Annotated in this window: 18 protein-coding genes; 6 read left to right on the top strand and 12 right to left on the bottom strand. The window is 40.2% G+C overall.

The window, feature by feature from the left end:
• Positions 1-56 precede the first annotated feature (56 nt).
• The 6 genes from AWM68_RS08625 to AWM68_RS08600 all read right to left on the bottom strand — a co-directional run bounded on the left by AWM68_RS08625 (position 57) and on the right by AWM68_RS08600 (position 8703).
• Positions 57-1430 carry a sensor histidine kinase gene (locus AWM68_RS08625; protein ID WP_066239972.1) on the bottom strand — a complete coding sequence of 458 codons (1374 nt, stop codon included), beginning with the start codon at positions 1428-1430 and terminating at the stop codon, positions 57-59.
• Positions 1427-2104, bottom strand: a complete 678-nt coding sequence (locus AWM68_RS08620) for a response regulator transcription factor (RefSeq protein WP_066239969.1) — start codon at positions 2102-2104, stop codon at positions 1427-1429. Before AWM68_RS08620 ends, AWM68_RS08625 begins: the two co-directional genes overlap by 4 nt.
• A gap of 20 nt (positions 2105-2124) precedes the next feature.
• Positions 2125-4983: an ATP-binding protein gene (locus AWM68_RS08615; RefSeq protein WP_066239966.1), complete on the bottom strand. Its 2859-nt coding sequence runs from the start codon at positions 4981-4983 to the stop codon at positions 2125-2127.
• 8 nt (positions 4984-4991) lie between these two features.
• Entirely contained in the window at positions 4992-6209 is a 1218-nt protein-coding gene (locus tag AWM68_RS08610; RefSeq protein ID WP_066239963.1) for a metallophosphoesterase family protein, read from the bottom strand.
• A gap of 330 nt (positions 6210-6539) precedes the next feature.
• Positions 6540-7814, bottom strand: coding sequence for an ABC transporter permease (locus AWM68_RS08605; protein WP_066239960.1), 1275 nt, complete (start codon positions 7812-7814; stop codon positions 6540-6542).
• Positions 7807-8703 (bottom strand): ABC transporter ATP-binding protein, encoded by an 897-nt coding sequence (locus AWM68_RS08600; protein ID WP_066239957.1) that lies wholly within the window; start codon positions 8701-8703, stop codon positions 7807-7809. The genes AWM68_RS08605 and AWM68_RS08600 overlap by 8 nt, the downstream gene beginning before the upstream one ends.
• A gap of 147 nt (positions 8704-8850) precedes the next feature.
• Between AWM68_RS08600 and AWM68_RS08595 the strand changes: the two genes are divergently transcribed.
• Together AWM68_RS08595 and AWM68_RS08590 are read left to right on the top strand one after the other, a co-directional pair.
• Positions 8851-9036: a YhzD family protein gene (locus AWM68_RS08595; RefSeq protein WP_066239956.1), complete on the top strand. Its 186-nt coding sequence runs from the start codon at positions 8851-8853 to the stop codon at positions 9034-9036.
• 29 nt (positions 9037-9065) lie between these two features.
• Positions 9066-9500 carry a GNAT family N-acetyltransferase gene (locus tag AWM68_RS08590; protein ID WP_231868400.1) on the top strand — a complete coding sequence of 145 codons (435 nt, stop codon included), beginning with the start codon at positions 9066-9068 and terminating at the stop codon, positions 9498-9500.
• Between the two features lie 228 nt (positions 9501-9728).
• Here the strand turns inward: AWM68_RS08590 and AWM68_RS08585 are convergent, their stop codons facing one another.
• The 6 genes from AWM68_RS08585 to AWM68_RS08555 all read right to left on the bottom strand — a co-directional run bounded on the left by AWM68_RS08585 (position 9729) and on the right by AWM68_RS08555 (position 15573).
• On the bottom strand, positions 9729-11213 hold the full coding sequence (locus AWM68_RS08585; protein ID WP_066239954.1) for an aldehyde dehydrogenase family protein: 1485 nt from the start codon (positions 11211-11213) through the stop codon (positions 9729-9731).
• 386 nt (positions 11214-11599) lie between these two features.
• The gene (locus tag AWM68_RS08575; protein ID WP_066239948.1) at positions 11600-12451 is read right to left on the bottom strand and encodes a Cof-type HAD-IIB family hydrolase; all 852 of its coding nucleotides are present in this window, start codon (positions 12449-12451) and stop codon (positions 11600-11602) included.
• 154 nt (positions 12452-12605) lie between these two features.
• Complete coding sequence (locus AWM68_RS08570) at positions 12606-12974, bottom strand: YlbF family regulator (protein ID WP_066239946.1); 369 nt, start codon at positions 12972-12974, stop codon at positions 12606-12608.
• Between the two features lie 49 nt (positions 12975-13023).
• Entirely contained in the window at positions 13024-14160 is a 1137-nt protein-coding gene (locus AWM68_RS08565; protein ID WP_066239943.1) for a DUF445 domain-containing protein, read from the bottom strand.
• Positions 14161-14247: 87 nt separating this feature from the next.
• Positions 14248-14946 (bottom strand): diphthine--ammonia ligase, encoded by a 699-nt coding sequence (locus AWM68_RS08560; protein WP_066239941.1) that lies wholly within the window; start codon positions 14944-14946, stop codon positions 14248-14250.
• A gap of 21 nt (positions 14947-14967) precedes the next feature.
• Positions 14968-15573, bottom strand: a complete 606-nt coding sequence (locus AWM68_RS08555; protein WP_231868399.1) for a polysaccharide deacetylase family protein — start codon at positions 15571-15573, stop codon at positions 14968-14970.
• Between the two features lie 129 nt (positions 15574-15702).
• Between AWM68_RS08555 and AWM68_RS08550 the strand changes: the two genes are divergently transcribed.
• The 4 genes from AWM68_RS08550 (at position 15703) to AWM68_RS08535 (ending at position 19871) form a co-directional block, all read left to right on the top strand.
• Positions 15703-16596 carry a PucR family transcriptional regulator gene (locus tag AWM68_RS08550; protein ID WP_066239937.1) on the top strand — a complete coding sequence of 298 codons (894 nt, stop codon included), beginning with the start codon at positions 15703-15705 and terminating at the stop codon, positions 16594-16596.
• Positions 16597-17038: 442 nt separating this feature from the next.
• The gene (locus AWM68_RS08545) at positions 17039-18136 is read left to right on the top strand and encodes an ABC transporter ATP-binding protein (protein ID WP_066239934.1); all 1098 of its coding nucleotides are present in this window, start codon (positions 17039-17041) and stop codon (positions 18134-18136) included.
• A gap of 306 nt (positions 18137-18442) precedes the next feature.
• Positions 18443-19225, top strand: a complete 783-nt coding sequence (locus AWM68_RS08540; protein WP_066239932.1) for a transporter substrate-binding domain-containing protein — start codon at positions 18443-18445, stop codon at positions 19223-19225.
• Positions 19218-19871, top strand: coding sequence for an amino acid ABC transporter permease (locus AWM68_RS08535; RefSeq protein ID WP_066239930.1), 654 nt, complete (start codon positions 19218-19220; stop codon positions 19869-19871). Before AWM68_RS08540 ends, AWM68_RS08535 begins: the two co-directional genes overlap by 8 nt.
• The last annotated feature ends 23 nt before the right edge of the window (positions 19872-19894 follow it).

Below are 19894 nucleotides of genomic sequence, written 5' to 3'. Positions count from 1 at the left end.
ATATAGTATATCACTCTATTTGACTACTTTCTGCAACGCGCTTCTCATGAAAGAGTTCAGCGTTGTCTTTCCTTCTGGTGTTGGTCTGTTATTTGCATCTTAATCTGAAAGGCAACGCCATTTTGCAGATTTTTTGCAATTACATTGCCCCCGTGAAGTTCCGCAATCCTCTTGACGATCGCAAGGCCAAGACCAAACTGGCCTTTGTTTCCTTTGCGAAACGGCTGGAAAATTTCTTCTCCTGTCACTTCCGTTATCTGCTCACCATCATTAAACACTTCAATGACAAATTCGGATCCTTTATAAAAAGCCGATAGCCGGATTGTGTGATGAGCGTACCGCAAAGCATTTTGCACCAGATTATCCAGCAAAATACCCCATTGCTCTTTATCTCCATTCATTTTGTAATGATTACCTGTAATCTCAAAATCAATATCTTCACGTTGATATCTAAAGCGCTCAACAATATCTTCCGCCAAATCGCCAAAGTTAAAATTTTCGGTTGTAACGACATCAAGCTTCACCGCATCAAGCTTTGTGTAATACAACATGTTTTGAACACGCTTTTCCATCCGTTGTGTCTCTCTTAAAATAACATCCATCATATCTTCCGTTGTCTCTTTTGGCATAATTCCATCTTTAACAGATTGCGCGTAACTCTTTATCGTCATAATTGGCGTTTTCAATTCATGTGAAGCGTGCTGAATGAATGTTTTCTGAGCCTGATCATGTCTTAATAGATTCTGCCGCATCTCTTCAAATTGTTTTGAGAGAACGTAGAATTCGTCGTCCCCTTTCCAGTGAAACGGTTCCTGCCAGTTTCGTTTAGCGATCTGTTCGAACCGTTTTCCTAAAATGATGAGTGGTGACCGCAGATAACGCGCAAGCCATATAGCAGGAATAATTGAGAATATTCCGGTGAACAACAAAATGAGTACAAGTCTTAACCAAAGCCGGTTAACCATTTGATCACGATACGTATCCCACATATATGAGATTAAGTACACTTTTTCACCTTTCACATTTGTCTTTGTTGTGATGGCATAAAAGAGTGTCGCGTCTTCATACGTTAATTCGTATCTCCCCTTGTCATTCTTTTGCTCGTATGCTTTTTCAGCCATTTCAACGAGTACTTCCTGTGGTACGGGGTCACCTTGTGAATTTGCATATTTATCGACAATAAGGAAGTGGCCAACATCACGGGCAGCGTTCCTTCTCTCAATAAAATCTGTAGGTGATTCTCCTTCTTGAGGAATCTGGTTCTGTGGATCCCAAACATTCTGCTGCTCATTCTCTATGATCCGGTACGTTTCCTCTGTCAGCGTATCTTTAATAGAAAGCGGATAGATGATGGCTGTTAGTAGACCGATCGTAAATAGCAATAACCCGAAAGAAAGCCAAATGCGCTGGGTTAGATTTAACCGGATCATGACGGTATAATCCTATAACCTGCACCATAGACAGTCTCTAAGTTTAACCTCGGCATCTTTTTGCGTACACGTCTGATCACATCATCTACCGCGCGTTCAGATCCGAAATAATCGTCTCCCCAAACATATTCTAAAATCTCTTCACGCTTACGAGATTTCCCTTTGTTTTCTATTAAATAAAGAAGAACATCAATTTCTTTTCCCGTTAGGTTGATCATTTCACCATCACGCGTAATCTTTCTAGAGATCGGATCAATCGTATACCCCGTTATTTCAATAATTTGCGGCAGGCGGTTTCCCGTTTCATAGATTCTTGTTAATAGTTTTCTTACCCGAATAACTAGCTCTCTAGGCATAAAAGGCTTCGCTAAGTAGTCGTCACTGCCCAGTTCAAGACCCACGATTCTGTCTAAATCTTGGTCTCTTGCAGAAACAAAAATAACAGGTATGTCAGAGTTCTTTTTAATCTCTTTTATGATTTCATAGCCATCCATACCAGGAAGCATAATATCTAAAATCCAAAGGTGCGGTTTGTTTTCCTCAGCGCTTTTAAGGGCGTCTTCCCCATTGTGGAAAACCGAAACATCCCATCCCTCTTTTTCCATATAAGCTTTCAGAACTTGTGCAAGATCTTGCTCATCTTCTACTAAGTAAATGGAATACTCATTAGACATGAGTCATTCCCCTCCTTTGTTTACAATTCAGCGATAACAGATTGGCTTGGCCAATGTATAAGAGGAACAGACGGAACGATTGAAGCTACATGTTTATGGCAGGTAAAGAACAAAATCTGCCTTTCCTGTGCAGCTTTTTGAATCAGCTGCAGTGTGCGTCTTGTTCTCTTTTCATCAAAATTCACTGCAATATCATCCATCAAAATCGGAAAGTCTCTAGGTCCAGCATGGAGGGCAACAGCCATTCGAATCGCCAAATAAACTTGTTCAGCAGTTCCGCGGCTCAGCTCATGCGGGTAAAAACGAGTTCCGTCCTCTTTTATGACCATCAGTTCATTTTTTTCTGTGAACAGGATGGATTGGTATTCACTTTCTGTTATTTTACTAAAATAAACGCTGGAAGTCTCTAAAACCGCTGGCAGCTTTGTCTTTTGATAGTTTTCTTTCACTTTTGAAAGTGCGTGCTGTGCAAGACGTAAGCTCGCCCACTTCTTTACATAGCTGTTCCATTCTTCTTTTAACAGTTCATACCGGTGCAAATGTTCGGAATAACTTCCGTCCTCAAGAAGTTTTGTTAACTCCCAGTCCAATCTTCCCTTTTCTTCCACTTTCTCCGAGTAATCTTTTTGTATGTCTTCTTCCTTTTTCTCCAAATTCTCTATAAGCTGGACCGTATCCTCATAGTGAAGTGTTACACTATTAGCCATTTTCTCTATTTCTTCTGATGAAAAACCAAGCGAGATTAATTGATTAGTAAGTGCAGTTAATTCTTCTTTAAGCTTTGTTAAGCGAGCTTTCTCATGCGCTCTTGTGTAAAAATCAATTTCTTTGGTGACATTTGCTTCTTTCCATAAATTCTTCATTTGGTTCTCAGTGAATGTTAATTTTTTCAGAAGTTCTTCTTTCCGTTCAATGAGCTGTTCACCATTTTTTGAGAGATGCTCTGCTCGCGATCTATTTTTCAACTGATCTTCTAGCGAAGAATAACACGAAACGATCCAGTCTTTCGTGTCGCCGTTATACTCTATTTCCAATACATCAGACAAGGAAGCCGCTTCATGTTCGTATTCTTCTTGCTGTACGTTTAACTCCCGCATCTTTTGAATAGTCGTCTCTTTTTGCTTCAATAATTCCTTTAGCTGAAGAATTCTTTTCATATAACCTGATATCAAAAGTTGATCTACGGTTCCTTTATATCTGTTTTGGAGTGCCCAATGTTCTGCTCTTTCCAAAATGGACGCTTCTTCTACTTCTAAATAATCCAGTTGTTTGGCAAGCTGTACATAGATGTTATTTTCATTAGAAAGCTGAGCAGTTACGTGCATCCACTGCTTCCTGTTCACTTCGTCCTCCATTATTCTGTGAGGTGTATGACTGGGTATTTCTCCACTCGCCTTGTCATTTTTCATGTGGATAAAGGCTAAGATGATGGCAGCAGCGAACACGATAGCGCCACCTAGCATAACGGGTAAAGAACTTGAAGACCAGCCTGACCAAAAAAGCACAATAGCAGCAAAAAGGGGCAGGAGTGCTGAATACAATGGAATGCTTTTTGTCTGATATTTTTTATTTGCGGTCTGGTATTTTGCTACTTCTTCCTCTGATAAGAGCAAATCTTTTTGTTTTGCTTCCTCTTTTTCCAAATGTTCGAGCTTTAATCTTGAATCCTCCAGTTCATCTTCCAATCTGCGCTTTTTGTCTTCTATGTGTCCAGACTGTTTTATAAGATCTTCGAGGTGATGAAGAGAAGATAATGTGAGCGATAAATTCTTTAGTTCTGTTTCAGACCACGTTTCACCGATCGCATCAAACAGCTCTGTTTCTTCCTTTTCAATAAATAGAATCGTACTCTGTGTATCTTGAAGCTGGTTAAAGAGGTGCTCATATCGCGGCAGTTTGTTAAACAGTTGTTTAATCTCTTTTTCATGACGGACTAATTTTTCTTTGATTACAAATGAGTTTTTCTCTTTTTCGGCTTCGATAAGACGGTCCTCTATATATGTAAGTTCACCTTTCAAAAGCGTGCATTCCTTTTGCCAATCCTCATATTTCCCAATTCCGTTTTCAGGAAAACGCAATTCTGTTGAGTCAAAAGAATGCCATTCGGTTTTCAGTTGCTTATATTTTTCCAATACGGGTTTTAGTTCAAACAATCTTTTGACTGAGCGCATTTCTTTTTGCACATCTACCAATTCTTGTTTCGTTTTTTCCAACGCCTTCTCAAGGCTTTCCTTCTGAATTTTAATAGCTAGATAACTTTCATTCTTGCTTTTTAAGCTTTCAAGTGTTTTTCCAACGGACTTTAACTGATCTAATTTTTCATTGATGATCGGTTTTTTTCCAGACTTTTTAAATAAAGCAGATTGTTTCTTCTCAAAAACCTGCTCAACCTCAAGGAGATCACGGTCACCTGAAAGAGCTGTACTTAACAAGAAGTTTCCAAGTTCTTCAGACGAAAGCTTATCCAATTTTTGCAGCCCATCGAGCCCAAAACAAAAAGCACCCGTAAATAAAGACTGCTCCATATTGTCCAGCAACTGAATCAGAAAAGATCCGTCATTCTTCTGTCCTGTTTCATTATAGATCGAGACATCACCAGATACCGAAGAATCTGCTATTCTCTCAATCGTCCACACCCCATGGTTTTGATGCTCAATCGTCATCTTCCCTCCCATTCTGTTTCCGTTCTTCGGCTCATAGCGGCGTTGTGACTGATTTTTTGAAGGAAAGCCAAATAACATGCACTTTATAAAGTCCATTAATGTTGTTTTCCCGACTTCATTTTCACCATAAAGCATTTGTAAGCCGTTATTTTCGAACGATATCTTACAATCCCTCAATCCTCCAAAATGATAGATATGAAGTGACAAGATTTTCATTTTCTCACCTACCTGTTTTTATGCAGCTCAGATATTAGTAAATGTTCTGCTTGTTTCTGAATCTCTTCCCAATCTTGATCCTCAAGCTCTAAAAATTTTCTAGCTGTTTTATGTGTGGTCAACTCTGCAATCGCCTTTTGAAGTTCTAAGTCATCCTCTATAACAGATCGTATATCTTTGAAGAATTCAGACTGTTTAAGCGATCGTTCATCCTGTAAAGATGGCTTCGTTTCATTCTTAATGGAAACCACATGTACGAACGATGTGGTGTAATCATCTTCAAGCAAGATTTCTTGTAGGTCCTCCAAAAACATGCCATCTAATAGATTTTCATAAAGCGGCGTTTGTCCAGACAGTGTAAGAACAAGAAATACACCTTTATACGTTTGTTGATAGGTATTTACTTTTCTTTCACAAAGCGTGATCACTTCTTGAAGACTATCCGCTTCCGTTAGATCAATCATTGCTTCATGCCATTCAATTTCAGATGTAGCCTGAAACACGCTCTCCACTTCCGTACCGTTCAGCGTAACGATATATCCGCCTTTTTCACCTGTTTCTCCACTATGTCTTCCTTGTATGTTTCCTGAATACCGAATTGGCGGTTCTATACTCAGATCTACTTTTTTATGAATGTGGCCAAGCGCCCAATAGTCGTATCCCTTTTTTAATAGCTCAGAAACCAAAAAAGGAGCATACCTGCTGTGGCCGCTATATCCATCTGCCTGGCCATGCAAAATACCAATATGGTACAGATCGTCCTTCTTTTCAGGGTAACTTAACGTACGGTTATCGGTTACAGCCGCTGTTTCATAACTAAAGCCGTGAAGACAGACCATTTTTCTTCCTTCTTTTTCAAAGTGAAATGTCTGAATGCTGTTCCCTTCAAAAAAGTGCACATTACTTGGCCAATCCAGATTGACCCATTGCCCGTCCAATGGATCATGGTTTCCGTGGCTGATATAAACGTGTATGTTATGACTTTCAAGTTTTACAAAACAATTCTTTAGAAAGGACTGCGCTTTTAAACTGCGGTTTCCGCTGTCGTAAAGGTCACCTGCGATAACAACAAAATCTACTTTTTCTGAAATCGCTAGATCAATCAGTCTTTTAAAGGATAAAAACGTACTCTCAGAAAGACGCTTAAAAAGTCCTTCTGGCAGTGAGGAAAGTCCTTTGAACGGACTATCTAGATGAAGGTCTGCACAATGTAAGAATTTTATCATTTCACTCATCCTCTTTTTCTACCATTCTTCCCTTCATTTTATCATATATACGAAAGCACGTTCGCTTACATTCTTTTTTTGGTTATGCATTATGGCTTTTGAAAGTGGGTGATTTCCGCTCCAGGTGGCTCGCTTTCCGCGGGGCAGGCGGTGAGCCACATTCGAACGTTTCACTCTAAGTGTCTCACCCGCCAGCCTGTCCCGCAGGAGTCTCCCCACCTTCCACTCCAATCAACATGCAAAAGAAGAAATTAAAAGCCAAAAGCAACAAACCTTAAAAAAATCACAAATAAAAAAAGAGAGCAACTACACTCTCTTTTAAGGTCCATTTTATACCCCTGTTGTATTTTTCTTTTCTTCTTTTGATAGCAACAGAGCCTGTTTGATTAGTTTTAATGATGGGGCGTTGCCGTACATTAAAACGCCTCCGCGGTAAACCCTTGCTCCGATCACTGCGAATAAAACGATTGCTGCGACAAGCCCTCCAATACCTAAAGCTACTTCCCAAACTGGCAATGACAGCATACCTACCCGGAGCAGCATGAGCATCGGCGTGAATAATGGGAAGTAAGAAGCTCCAGCTACGAATGCAGATTCTGGATTTTCTCGTCCGTACATCGCGATCATGAATGCTGCGACAATTGCAAAAACGATAGGAGTCATAATGTTGTTCACTTCTTCTACTCTGCTAATCAACGAACCAAGCATCGCAAATAGAGTAGCATACAGGAAAAATCCTAGTACGAAGAAGATTAGAGCATAGACAATTAATGGCGTTGGGATCTCGTTCAGTTTAAGTTCTTGTATAATGCTTTCACTTCCACTAAGATTTTCATTTAATTTTACCGCTGCGAATCCACCGATGACGAACAATACGAGTTGCGTAAGGGCGATCAGCACGATACCAAATATCTTTCCAAACATCTGTTTAACAGGTGAAACCGACGAGATTAAGATTTCCATCACACGCGACGATTTTTCGGTTGCCACTTCAACTGCTATCATACTACCGTACATCATGACAGAAACATACATAAAAAATAAAACAAAATAAACGAGAATGTAGACTTGAGCAGCTTCTTCTTCACTCTTTGCCGTATCTGACAGAGATTGTTTTTCAAACGATACTGGAAGATAGATAGCTGCCAGCTGTTCTTGATTCAAACCAATGGATTCTGCTGCCGACTTATTTTTAATCTGTTGAAGTGCTATCTCAATATCTGTGATCAAGTCCTGGCTTGTAACATCCTCTGCTCTATAGCTTCCAGTAATCATTCCTGAAGCATCTTTATCAAGGATTAAAAGACCGTCCAAGTCTCCATTTAACACAGATTTTTCTGCGTCTTTTTCAGATTTATCAACTGCTTCTGCTTTCAAGTCAGCTCCAGCAGCCTTAAGCTGTTCTTGAAGTGCAGGGAGGGTATTTCCCGTGTTGTCAATAACACCAATTTTAGACTCTTCATCCCCGCCAAACATTTTTGTAATCTCACCCATATTTGAAACAACAAATAATAAAGCGATTGTAACAAGTGTTGAGATCAGGAATGGTTTCGATCTTATCTTAGAACGATATGTATGCATCAATACCGTAAAAAATTTATTCATGAACGACACCTACTTTCTCGATGAAGATATCATTTAAGGATGGTTCTTCGAGTTCAAACTTTCGTACAAATCCCTTTGACTGTATCGCTTGAAACAAGTCATGAGCCACTTCTTCCCGTTCTACTTGAAGTGTTATACCATCTGCTGTTAACCGATGTTTCACAACGCCATTCGTCTCTTTTAAGTAAGTTAGATCAAAATCAGCTTTCACCGAAACGTTCTTCTTCCCGAACGATCGCTTAATGTCTTTTAGATTACCTTGAACGACTGATTTCCCTCTATGCATGATGCAAAGGTGCTGACACAGTTCTTCAACATGCTCCATTCTGTGTGAGGAGAACACGATCGTTGTTCCATCTTTTTTAAGTTCATGTACAGCATTCTTTAAAAGTTCAACGTTCACCGGGTCAAGACCGCTAAACGGTTCATCTAAAATTAAAAGTTCTGGTGAATGAAGAACAGCAGCAATAAACTGTATTTTTTGCTGATTCCCTTTAGACAGCGATTCTACCTTCTTATTTAAATATTCTTCTGCTCCAAAACGCTTAAGCCACTTATGAGTTTGTTCTTGTATTTCTGATCGAGTCATGCCGCGCAGCTGTCCGAGATAGATCAACTGCTCTCGAACTGTCAGTTTAGGATATAATCCTCTTTCTTCAGGTAAATAACCAACCAGGTCACTCGTCTCATACGAAATCTCTTTTCCGTTCCAAGTAATCTTTCCTTCTGAAGGTGTTAAAAGCCCTAGAATCATCCTGAATGTTGTTGTCTTTCCAGCACCGTTTGCACCTAATAGACCAAAGATTTCCCCCTTAGGAATTTCCAATGTTATTCCTTCTACGGCTGTAAAACTTCCAAACTGTTTTCTTACATCTTTAATGGTTAACATGAATTTCCCTCCCGTTGTAAAATATACCATATAATTCCTTATACGAGATGATAAAGAACTAAGTTTCGCTCAAATTCTAAAGTTAGCGGCAGGAAAAAATCGTCGAATGTTGAAATGAAACTTAGATACGAAAGGAGTTAGATCACCATGAATACATACGCCTTAACAGCTTATGAAAGTAACGGGGAAAAAATATTGGATGAAAACATAACGGCATCCAACGACTCTGAAGCGAAACAACGGGGAGAAGCCCGTTTGGCTGAACTAAACATGCAAGAAAAAACGCATCGTCTGACTTCACCAAAGGGACAATTGCTTCTTTTCCATCGCTAGTGAAACTCATGGAAACGAGGGGAAAAACAATGAGTGAAGTGATTCTGCGCGAAGCACGATACGATGACAGTTATGAACTATCTTATCTTATGGGCGAGCTGGGTTATCCGACAAAGCCAGAAGAGATGACAGAGCGTTTGGAAACTCTGCTCCCAAATGCAGCGTATGCTTGTTTTGTGGCATGTGTAAACGATCAAGTTATCGGGATGATCGGACTAACAAAAGGAATTTATTTCGAAAAGAACGGCTGTTACGCCCGGATTACTGCACTTGTTGTCAGTGAAGAGTTCAGAGGAAATGGAATTGGTAAAGAGCTCGTTCGTTACGGAGAAGAATGGGCAAAAGAACAAGGCTGTACAGCGATACTACTAAATAGCGGCAAGCAGCGGACAGACACGCATGAGTTTTATCGCAGCCTTGATTATGATGACACCGGATTAAGGTTTATTAAGGTAATGCTTTAAGAATTCGCTGCTATCAATGTTAAAATTGTTCATTCAGAAGCAAGAAGGTCGAGGAAGTGAAGTTTTTGAGGAGCGGAGTGTAGTCCTCCTACATGAGTACCGAGAATACAAATCTGACCAAGAGATTTGCCGCTTATCAATGAACAAAGAAAAAACCGGATGCTGGATCTAGCACCCGGTTTTTCCTATTTGTCCGTTCAGTTTTTTGACCCCGTCATTCTATGTTGTCTATTTAAGGTTAACCCACACGCTCTTTACTTCTGTATAGTTATTTAATGCATAAGATCCCATTTCACGGCCGATACCAGATTGCTTGTATCCGCCAAATGGTGAAGCCGCATCAAAAGCATTATAGCAGTTTACCCAAACTGTACCCGCACGTAATTTGTTAGATACATAGTGAGCTGTTTTTAAGTTCTCCGTCCATAGTCCTGCAGCAAGACCATATTCAGAGTCGTTCGCACGAGAGATTACATCATCTAAGTCTTCAAACGGCATTGCTGCCACAACCGGTCCGAAGATCTCTTCTTTTGCGATTGTCATCTTATCATCAACATCCGCAAAGATTGTCGGCTCAACAAAATATCCTCTATCAAAAGGAGCAGTACCACCAGTCAGAAGCTCAGCACCCTCATCTTGTCCTTTTTGGATATAACCGAGAACGCGGTTATGCTGTTCTTGAGATACTAATGGCCCCATTGTTGTATCAGGATCTAATCCAGGACCTTGCTTGATTTTTTTCGCATGAGACACAAGATCTGCTACGACATTATCAAACGATTTCTTTTGGATATACAGACGTGATCCCGCACAGCAAACTTGTCCTTGGTTGAACATGATTCCGCTTAACGCCCCTGGAATCGCACGGCTCATATCAGCATCAGGCAAGATGATGTTCGGAGATTTTCCGCCAAGCTCAAGTGTTACACGCTTCAATGAGTTAGACGCATTGCGCATGATCAACTTTCCAACTTCTGTTGATCCGGTAAATGCAATCTTGTCCACATTTGGATGGTCAACTAATGCCGCACCTGTTTCACCAGCACCTGTTACAACGTTTAACACACCCTCAGGGAATCCTGCTTCTTGTGCTAATTTTGCCAAGTAAAGTGCAGAAAGAGGTGTTTGCTCAGCCGGCTTCAATACAACTGTACATCCTGTTGCAAGTGCCGCACCCAGCTTCCAAGCTGCCATTAATAGCGGGAAGTTCCAAGGAATGATCTGTCCTACTACGCCAAGCGCTTCATGACGTGTGTAGTTAAAAAAGCTTCCTGCTACAGGAATCGTCTGCCCTACGATTTTTGTTGCCCAGCCTGCATAATAGCGGAAGTGCTCGATCGCAAGCGGAACATCCGCATTCATTGTTTCACGGATCGGCTTTCCGTTATCCAATGTGTCAAGCTGTGCCAATTCTTCTTTATTCTCTTCCATTAATTCTGCTAGTTTGTAAATTAAGTAACTGCGCTTTGAAGCAGGCATCTTTGACCAATATCCTGTTTCAAATGCTGCTCTTGCAGCCTTCACCGCTTTGTCAATATCTTCAGTACCACCTTCAGATACGACTGCTAGTACTTCTCCTGTTGAAGGGTTTAACGTTTCAAATGTTTTACCACTAGCTGAGCTGACCCATTCTCCATTGATAAAATGTTTTTTCGTTCCGTTTAGGAACTCGGCCACCTTTGGTTTTAATTGAAGGTCTACTGTTTTTTCCATTTGAATCCTCCCTTTGCATTGTGGTTCTTACATAAATATTATTCGGCATGATTCATGAAAACCCTTTCATTTTCTACATTTGTAACAAAACTGAAACGTTTTTTACGAAATTCGACGGTGGATGTCGAAGGGAGGCGGAGGTTATGTAGGCGAGCATAAGATTCGTGAACGAGCATAAATCTCTGTGAACGAGCATAAATCTTCACGAACGAGCATAAATCTCCGCGAACGAGCATAAACTCCCGTGAACGAGCATAAACTCCCGTGAACGAGCATAAATCTCCGCGAACGAGCATAAATCCTGCTCTCCCCGCCTTCTCACACAACAAAAAGACTCCTCTCAGACAAAAATGTCCAAAAAGAGTCCCTTATCATTACTAACTTCTCTATTTTTTCAATGTTTGGAAGCGCATCTGCTTTCGGAACACTTCTTTTACCATGTACGGAACACCTAACTGATCGTTCGTACGTGTGATCCACTTCGCTTTTCTCTTTACTTCGTCAGGTGCATTTGCCATCGCCACACCAAGACCTGCGAACTCGATCATGTCCATGTCGTTATACGAATCCCCGATCGCCACCATCTCGTTTGGTGCGATACCAAGTTTCTCACCAAGAAACCTTAAAGCATTCCCTTTTGTTACTTTTTTAGCCGTGATCTCTAACTGGCACTTCGTTGAAGATGAATACTCAAAGTCTGGCATTTGCTCTTTCAAATACTTAATTGCAGATTCGCATTCTTTTTCATCAAAGAACTGCACATCCATTTTTGGCGGTGCCACTTCTTGCGCCAAAATATAATCTCCGAGGTTTTCTGTAAACGAAACCGGGTAAAACAAAGGATCACCTGTGCTTAACGTTAACTTTGCTACAAGCTGGCTTTTTTGTTTCAGCTGATTCCCTATAGAAAAACGTTCATGAACTACTCGCATGTGGCATTCATAATTCTCGAGGATCTCTACAATCTTGTAAGTATCTTCGACCGACAACCTGTTTTCTTGCAGAGGATCATCAAGGGACGCTGATATGAATCCTCCGTTGTGGCTGATCAGATAGCTGTCGATCTTTAACGCTTTTGCGATCTTTTGTGTAGATGGAAAGCTCCTGCCCGAAGCGAGTGTGACATATACCCCTTTTTCCTGCACATAATCAATGGCTTCTTTCGTTTCTCTATCGATACGGAAATTGCTTCGCAGTAGGGTTCCGTCGATGTCAATCGCTAGTAAACGGTATACCATGTTGCTCCCCCCATTTCGCGAAAATAAAGTATAAGAACTCGAGTTAAGTCTATGACCTTGAAACATGCTTTAGAACGCTGACAAGCCTAGGAATTCTTAACACATAATAAAAAACCCCTGTTTCGTAAAGAAACAGGGGTTTATCAAAAGCTGATTATTGTTTTTGTCCAGCTTCATCAACCATTGGTCCGTAAAGTTCTTCCAAAGGCTTTGTGATTACTTTGTTTAAATCATTAATGATCATGCTCATGCGTTGTTCTGCAGCCATAAGCTTTGAGATCGTTTCGTTCTGCTGAACATCAGCAAACAGTTTTTGAGCTTCTTCAATTTCTTCAGGAGTCACTTCTTGGCCGCTCATTTGTTTTTGTTGCAGATTTACTTGAATATCACGGAACTTGCCAAAAAGTTCTTTTGTTTCCGGATTGTTATTTACTTCATCATAGCTTTGTTTTAAAGCTGTAAAGTCCTCACTATTGCGCAGTGCTTTTTCTAAGTCGTATGCAACATCGTATACGTTTGCCATTGGTAAAAAACCTCCTATTGATTAACTACGGTACCCACTATAACAGACTCTACAAAAATAGTACAAGGATACCTTGTAATAATCCGATCACTCCACCTAAAAGAGCTCCTAGCCAAGTGATCATCTTCAGTTCACTTTTCGCGATTGCAATAATGATCTCTTCTAAACGCTCTAGTGAAAATGCTTCTACTTGTTCTTCCACGATCTTTGCCAAGTGCATTTTTTCAAGAAGAACTTCTAATTTTGCTACAAACAGATCAAGACCAGCCGCTACTGCTTTTGGCGTAAGATCGTCTACAATCCATCCTTCTACAGTTCCTGCTAGCGAATGAACGGGTGTATTTAAATACTCTTCGATTGGCAGTCTTGCTGTAATCTCTTTTGCAAGACCTGCTGTAATTTCAGGCAAATCTAGCAACCCTAAAGCCTCGTCCATTTTTTTATCCATGAAATTTCGGTATTCTTGCTGAAGAAGCTGCAGCATTGTTTCGCGTGTGTTTTCATGCTTCATAAACTTAATCAGTTCAGGCTGTACTTTTTCAGCGATACTCACATTTCCAAAGAACATAGACACCATGTTCACGAGCATCCCTTTATCCATTAAAAACGCATCGATTCCGTTAGCCAGTGATTTTCTGCCTTCGTCACTTTCTAAGTACAGGATGCCTTTATTTAAAAGCCAGTCCACTACTTCAGGAAGCTTATCTTCACCCGCAGCAACAAACTTTTCCGGCAGTATGTCTTTCATTTCCTTGCCGTTTGACTCTTCAAGCATGAGTTTCATTCGGTTGGCTAGCCATGCTTCAGTTGTCGTTTGAATACGACTTTGAATATCAGCCACACCAAAATCTTTTTGCAATAATTCGCTGATCGTCATGTCGCTTTTTAAAAAGCGTTTCACTTCACCTTGAACAAGTTCCGTCATTTCTGTACGAAATCCTGAATCGTTAATTTTCGCCTGCACTCCCTCAGCCGTCAGCAGATGATTCGTTACCGTTTCACCTAGCTGAACCGCGAGCTGCTTTCTTCGTTTTGGAATTAACCCAGGTGTGAATGGTATTCTGAATTTCCCAATATATAAGGTGTTAAATGGGCGGAATAACATTTTGATGGCTATCAGATTGGTTAATCCCCCAATTAATGCACCGACCACAACCATGATGATTATTGTAATCCACATATCCATAATGATTCTCTCCAATAACTGCGTATTCTATTTACCTAGTATACGTCATTTCAAAAGTCTCAAGCAATTTGGACACCAATCGGATATCTATTTCTCTACACCAACGGGAAGCAAGTCAACGTAATAAAATCGGTCTTTGTTCGTCAACATATCTTTTGCCAACCGATTCTCGCCTAACTGATACGCAACTGGAATAGAAAAGTTAGGTCCATCAAATACAAAGGTATGGAATTCTCCGTTCTCTCCGCAAATGTCATGCTCTGCGGGAAACTCTTCAATAAATTGTTTGTCTAAAACTCTTCCTGTAAAAGAAGCATCTATTTTATCTGTGTCAGAACAGCAAACAACCGTTTTAAACCCCTTCTCTAAGAACTCCGCTATAATAGCGTCTGATTGTTCTCCCCAAAGAGGAAAGATAGGAGTCAGCCCCGTCCCCTTTAGCATTTTTTCTCGATACACTTTTACATCTTCTAAAAAGATATCCCCAAACATCATATGGTGAACACCGTCAGCAAGTATTCCATTGACCGCTTTCTGCATCCTTTCTTGATACACCTCATTAGAGCAATTCCGTGGAATCCACACGATTCGAAGGGGGATACCTAGAGATTCAGCTTGCTGCTTTAATAGTTCATATCGAACACCATGCATGGTTGTTCGGTCATAGTCTTCCGTTAAAGTTGTCACCAAGGAATCGATCTCCCATTCCCCTGATGTTTGCAGCCTATGCAGAGCTAGAATAGAATCTTTTCCACCACTAAAAGAAACAACAATTCTTTTTCTCATCCTTTTCCTCCACCTTCTTCATTATTCAGGAGGCAGTATAAACTCATAGCCTTCTCTTTTAAGTTCATCTATTAAATCATCCAAGATCATAACCGTTTGCTTTAGCTCATGAAGCAAAATAATCGACCCATGATCTGCATAATTCACGACATTATGTACAATTTGATTTTGGTTGTGCTTAAGCTCCCAATCCAGTCCTGCGACCTCCCATAAGAAAGGAACCACATCTAATTTCTTTAAAACTTGCAATGTATCTTCGTTAAACTGACCGTATGGCGGACGAAAGTATTTTACCTTTTGTCCTGTCAGGCTCTCAATATGTTTTATATTGTTATGAATATCATGTTCCTGTTCATAACAGCTCAGTCTCGTAAGGTCACGATGACGCAATGAATGGCCGCCGATCATATGCCCTTCTTTCAACACCCTTTTCCAGGGTCTTTTTTTATAGAGAAGCCTTGATTGCCAAAAGAACATCGCTTTCACATCATGTTTCTTTAAAATATCCAGCAAGGGAATGAGTACCGAAGACGGGCCATCATCGAATGTGAGTATAAGAGACTTTGATTGCGGCCTATCCCAATTTTGTTGATTCGTCCAGATTTCTTTGTTATTCCAGTCGTACACGACCGTAGAAGTCGTTACTCATGGACAATTTTTCATGATGGCTCCTCCCTTTACATTCTGTTTGTTTAGTAAACCACTTAACATTGTTATAATAATAGCAAGCTTTTTCTTGAAAGGATATGAAAAAGGATGCTCGATAAGTTAAAGAAACATTACGGAAATTCGATAACAACGGATACCTCACAACAGTCAGGGTACCTCTGGTTCATTACAGATGAAGGAACGCGTTTTGGCATATCTCAATCTTCCCTTTCTGATTCAGAGAGCCGATTGCTTCGGTCCATGTTTAACACCTATGAAAATGATACAAATACACCTGCTTATTCTACTGCACAGTTAAAATGGGAATCCATCCTTAAGGGAGACGCATTACTAGATGAAGAAACCTTCTACCGTTTTGTGCACTTTTTTAGCAAGCAGCCGATCACCGATTTTATCTCTTTTTCAGAAGCGGTTAACGGACTCTTTCCTGAAGATGCCGTCCTCCTGTTAAATAAAGACCACAAAGGCGGAGTAATTATTGAAACGTCGAAGCAAGAGTTTATCGACACGCCTTATGAAGCGCTTAAAGACATGCTGTCAACTGACTTTTATATTGATGTTTCCGTCTATATCGGATCCTATCAGTATCAATTATCTCATGCCCAAAAAACTTACGAGCGTGAACAGCAGCAATTTATTGAAGTCAAAAATCAGTTACACCCCAAACCTGTGTATACGATAGCGGATGTGGTTCCTCATTTACTTCTTCAGTCTGCAAACCCGTTGGCAGAGAAAACCTTACAGGCGCTATTAACAGAATGGGATAACGAAGACCAAGAAACATTAAAAAGCATCAAAGTGTTTGCAGAATGCAACATGAACGCTTCACTAGCTGCGAAAAAGCTATACATTCATCGAAATAGTCTCCAATACCGAGTAGATAAGTTTTATGAGAAGACTGGTTTAGACGTCAAACAGTTTAAAAATGCACTAACTGTCTACATGGCCATTTTGTCTTACGAACAAAATAGAAATTTATAACTTTTATAAAGATTGCTGCTTCAGTTGCATTTTGTTTCAATTCCTTCTATGAAAAGTTGATTGGAGCGTAAGGTGCGAGACTCCTGTGGGACAGGCTGGCAGTCCGAAAAGTGGAAGTGGCTCGTTCAGCCCCGACAAGCAAAAGGTGAATGGGCAAGCAAGGCGTACTTGCCTTGTGGACCATTTAGCTTTTGACCTCGAGGGGTAGCCACTGCAACTAGACAGGTGAGACACTTAAAAGTGAAATGATCGAATGTGGCTCACCGCCTGCCCCGCGGAAAGCGAGCACCCTGGAGCGGAAATCAATACTTCCAAACCCTCTTTGTGCACATTGCATAAAGAGGTGTTTTCATTTTAGGCATGTCGTCCATTTACGACTATGGTTCTTAAGGCGTAAACTTAAAACATTAAGAAAACGTTTACATCGGAAGGGGATTTTACAATGGCAGGAATTAAATTAAATAACATCGTAAAACGTTATGATAACAAAGTAACAGCTGTACATGATTTTAACCTTGATATCTCGGACAAAGAATTCATCGTATTCGTAGGTCCATCAGGTTGCGGTAAATCTACGACTCTTCGTATGATCGCTGGTCTTGAAGAAATTTCGGAAGGCGAACTTGTAATCGACGACCGCGTTGTAAACGATGTTGCTCCAAAAGATCGCGATATCGCGATGGTATTCCAAAACTATGCGCTTTACCCTCATATGAACGTTTATGACAACATGGCGTTCGGACTAAAGCTGCGTAAATTCAGCAAAGAAGAAATTGATAAGCGCGTGAAAGAAGCAGCTCGTATTCTTGGCCTTGAGCAATACTTAGACCGTAAACCAAAAGCTCTTTCAGGTGGTCAGCGTCAGCGTGTTGCACTAGGACGTGCGATCGTTCGTGATGCAAAAGTATTCTTGATGGATGAGCCGTTATCTAACCTTGATGCAAAACTTCGTGTTCAAATGCGTGCAGAGATCACAAAGCTTCACCAACGTCTTCAAACGACTACAATCTATGTAACGCATGACCAAACTGAAGCGATGACAATGGCAACGCGTATCGTTGTTATGAAAGACGGACACATCCAACAAGTTGGATCTCCAAAAGAAGTATATGATACGCCAGAAAACATTTTCGTTGGTGGATTTATCGGAAGCCCAGCAATGAACTTCTTAAACGGAACGCTTGAAGACGGTTTCTTTAAAGTGGGAGACACAAGAATTGCAATTCCTGGCGGAAAGATGAAAGTACTACAAGAAAAAGGCTATAACAACAAGGAAGTTGTTCTTGGGATCCGTCCTGAAGACATCCATGATGAGCCTGTATTCTTAGAGTCTTCTTCAAATACGAAAATTGAAGCGAAGATTGACGTTGCTGAATTGATGGGTGCTGAAACGTTCCTATACTCCACTGTTAGCGGACAAGACTTCATCGCACGTGTTGATTCTCGTACTGATATTCAGAACGGACAAAGTATTTCTCTTGCTTTTGACATGAACAAAGCACATTTCTTCGACAAAGAAACTGAAATCCGTATTCGTTAAACCATATTGCTTTGAAAGCTCTGCTTGATTATCAAGCAGAGCTTTTTTCGTTGACGATTATGATGAAATGACATTTTCATGTGATGACTCGTGATTTTTATATGATGATAGACAAAAATTATGTGATGACAGGCTAAAATTATGTGAAACCCCATCATTTTTATGTGATTAGATAATCAATCTAAAATTCCCCTGTTATTTTTTTCTTTATCGGGGAAAATGTTAAATGATTGACGAAACCGCAGTTGGTTTATACAATTAATTCTATAAAATTTGTCGGGATTATCTCGATAAGGAGGACTTCATTTGAAAAACACATTTAAATTCCTTTCGGCGCTTGCCCTATCAGCTGTTCTGCTATCGGCTTGCGGAACCTCTGATCAATCTAAAGATACAGGTTCAGATGCAGAGAAAAAGGAACTAACAATCGGTACGGAGGCTACATATCCCCCATTCTCATACCGTGATAAAAAAACAAACGAAATTACGGGTTATGACGTAGAAGTTGCAAAAGAAGTAGCAAAACGTCTCGATATGAAGCCTAAGTTTGTAGCTACAGAATGGAAGAACATGTTTACTTCCCTGGATTCAAAACGCTTTGACCTTGTAGCAAACCAAGTAACCATTACAGACGAAAGAAAGCAAAAGTACGATTTCTCAACACCTTACACCGTTTCTGGCGGACAAGTAATCGTTAATAAAGACAACAAAGATATAAAAGGGATTGAAGACCTTAAAGGAAAAGTTGTGGGTACAACACAAGGAAGCAACTATGCAGCAGAAGCAGAAAAAGCTGGTGCAAAAACAAAGTTCTATAAAGGGATTGCACAAGTTTTAACAGATCTTGATGTAAACCGTGTTGATGCAGCTATGAACGATAAACTCTTCATCCTCACAGAATTAAAGAACACAGACTACAACGTAAAAGCGGTTGGTGAACCTTTCAACGAAAACGAAATGGCATTCGCATTCCGAAAAGATGATAAGCAGCTAATAGAAGATGTGGACAAAGCCCTTGAAGAAATGAAAAAAGACGGCACGTTGAAAAAACTCTCTGAAAAATATTTTGGAGAAGATGTAAGTGAATAACTTATCAGAAATTCTGATCAACTCCCTCCCCTATCTTTTGGAGGGAGCTGTTTTTACTGTTGTTATCAGTCTAGTTTCTATACTAGGAGCGCTTATTTTTGGATTGGTTATTGCTTTATGCAGGATGTCATCCAATCGATTTTTATCAGGGTTTGCAAAGGGGTATATTTCTTTTTTTAGGGGAACGCCATTATTAATCCAATTATTGATCCTTTATAACGGATTTACTTTTATTTATGTACCAGAAGGATGGCAAGCAGCACTTGCTGGACTCATTCTTCATTTTAGCGCTTATATTGCAGAATCTTATCGAGGAGCGATTCAATCTATTGAAAAAGGACAATGGGAAGCAGCCTTTTCGTTAGGAATGAACAGATATCTTACGTATAAAGAAGTCATTCTTCCTCAAGCTTGGAGAATATCCATTCCATCTGTTTGGAACTCATTGATTGATATCGTAAAGGCATCGTCCTTAGCTTCTGTTATTACCGTACCAGAACTAACGTTGATGGCAGATCAGATAAGTGCCTCTCAGTTAATCGTACTTCCTGTGTTAGTAGAGGCTGCAGTGATCTATTGGATTTTAACTTCTTTACTTGACTGGCTTAGAGTAGTCATTGAAAAACGAATCAGCGTAAGCCAATAAACCTTCATGTCCTTCTATAAGGA

The organism is Fictibacillus phosphorivorans (assembly GCF_001619875.1).
Lineage (GTDB): Bacteria > Bacillota > Bacilli > Bacillales > Fictibacillaceae > Fictibacillus > Fictibacillus phosphorivorans_B.
This window is presented reverse-complemented; position numbering and strand designations above follow the sequence as displayed.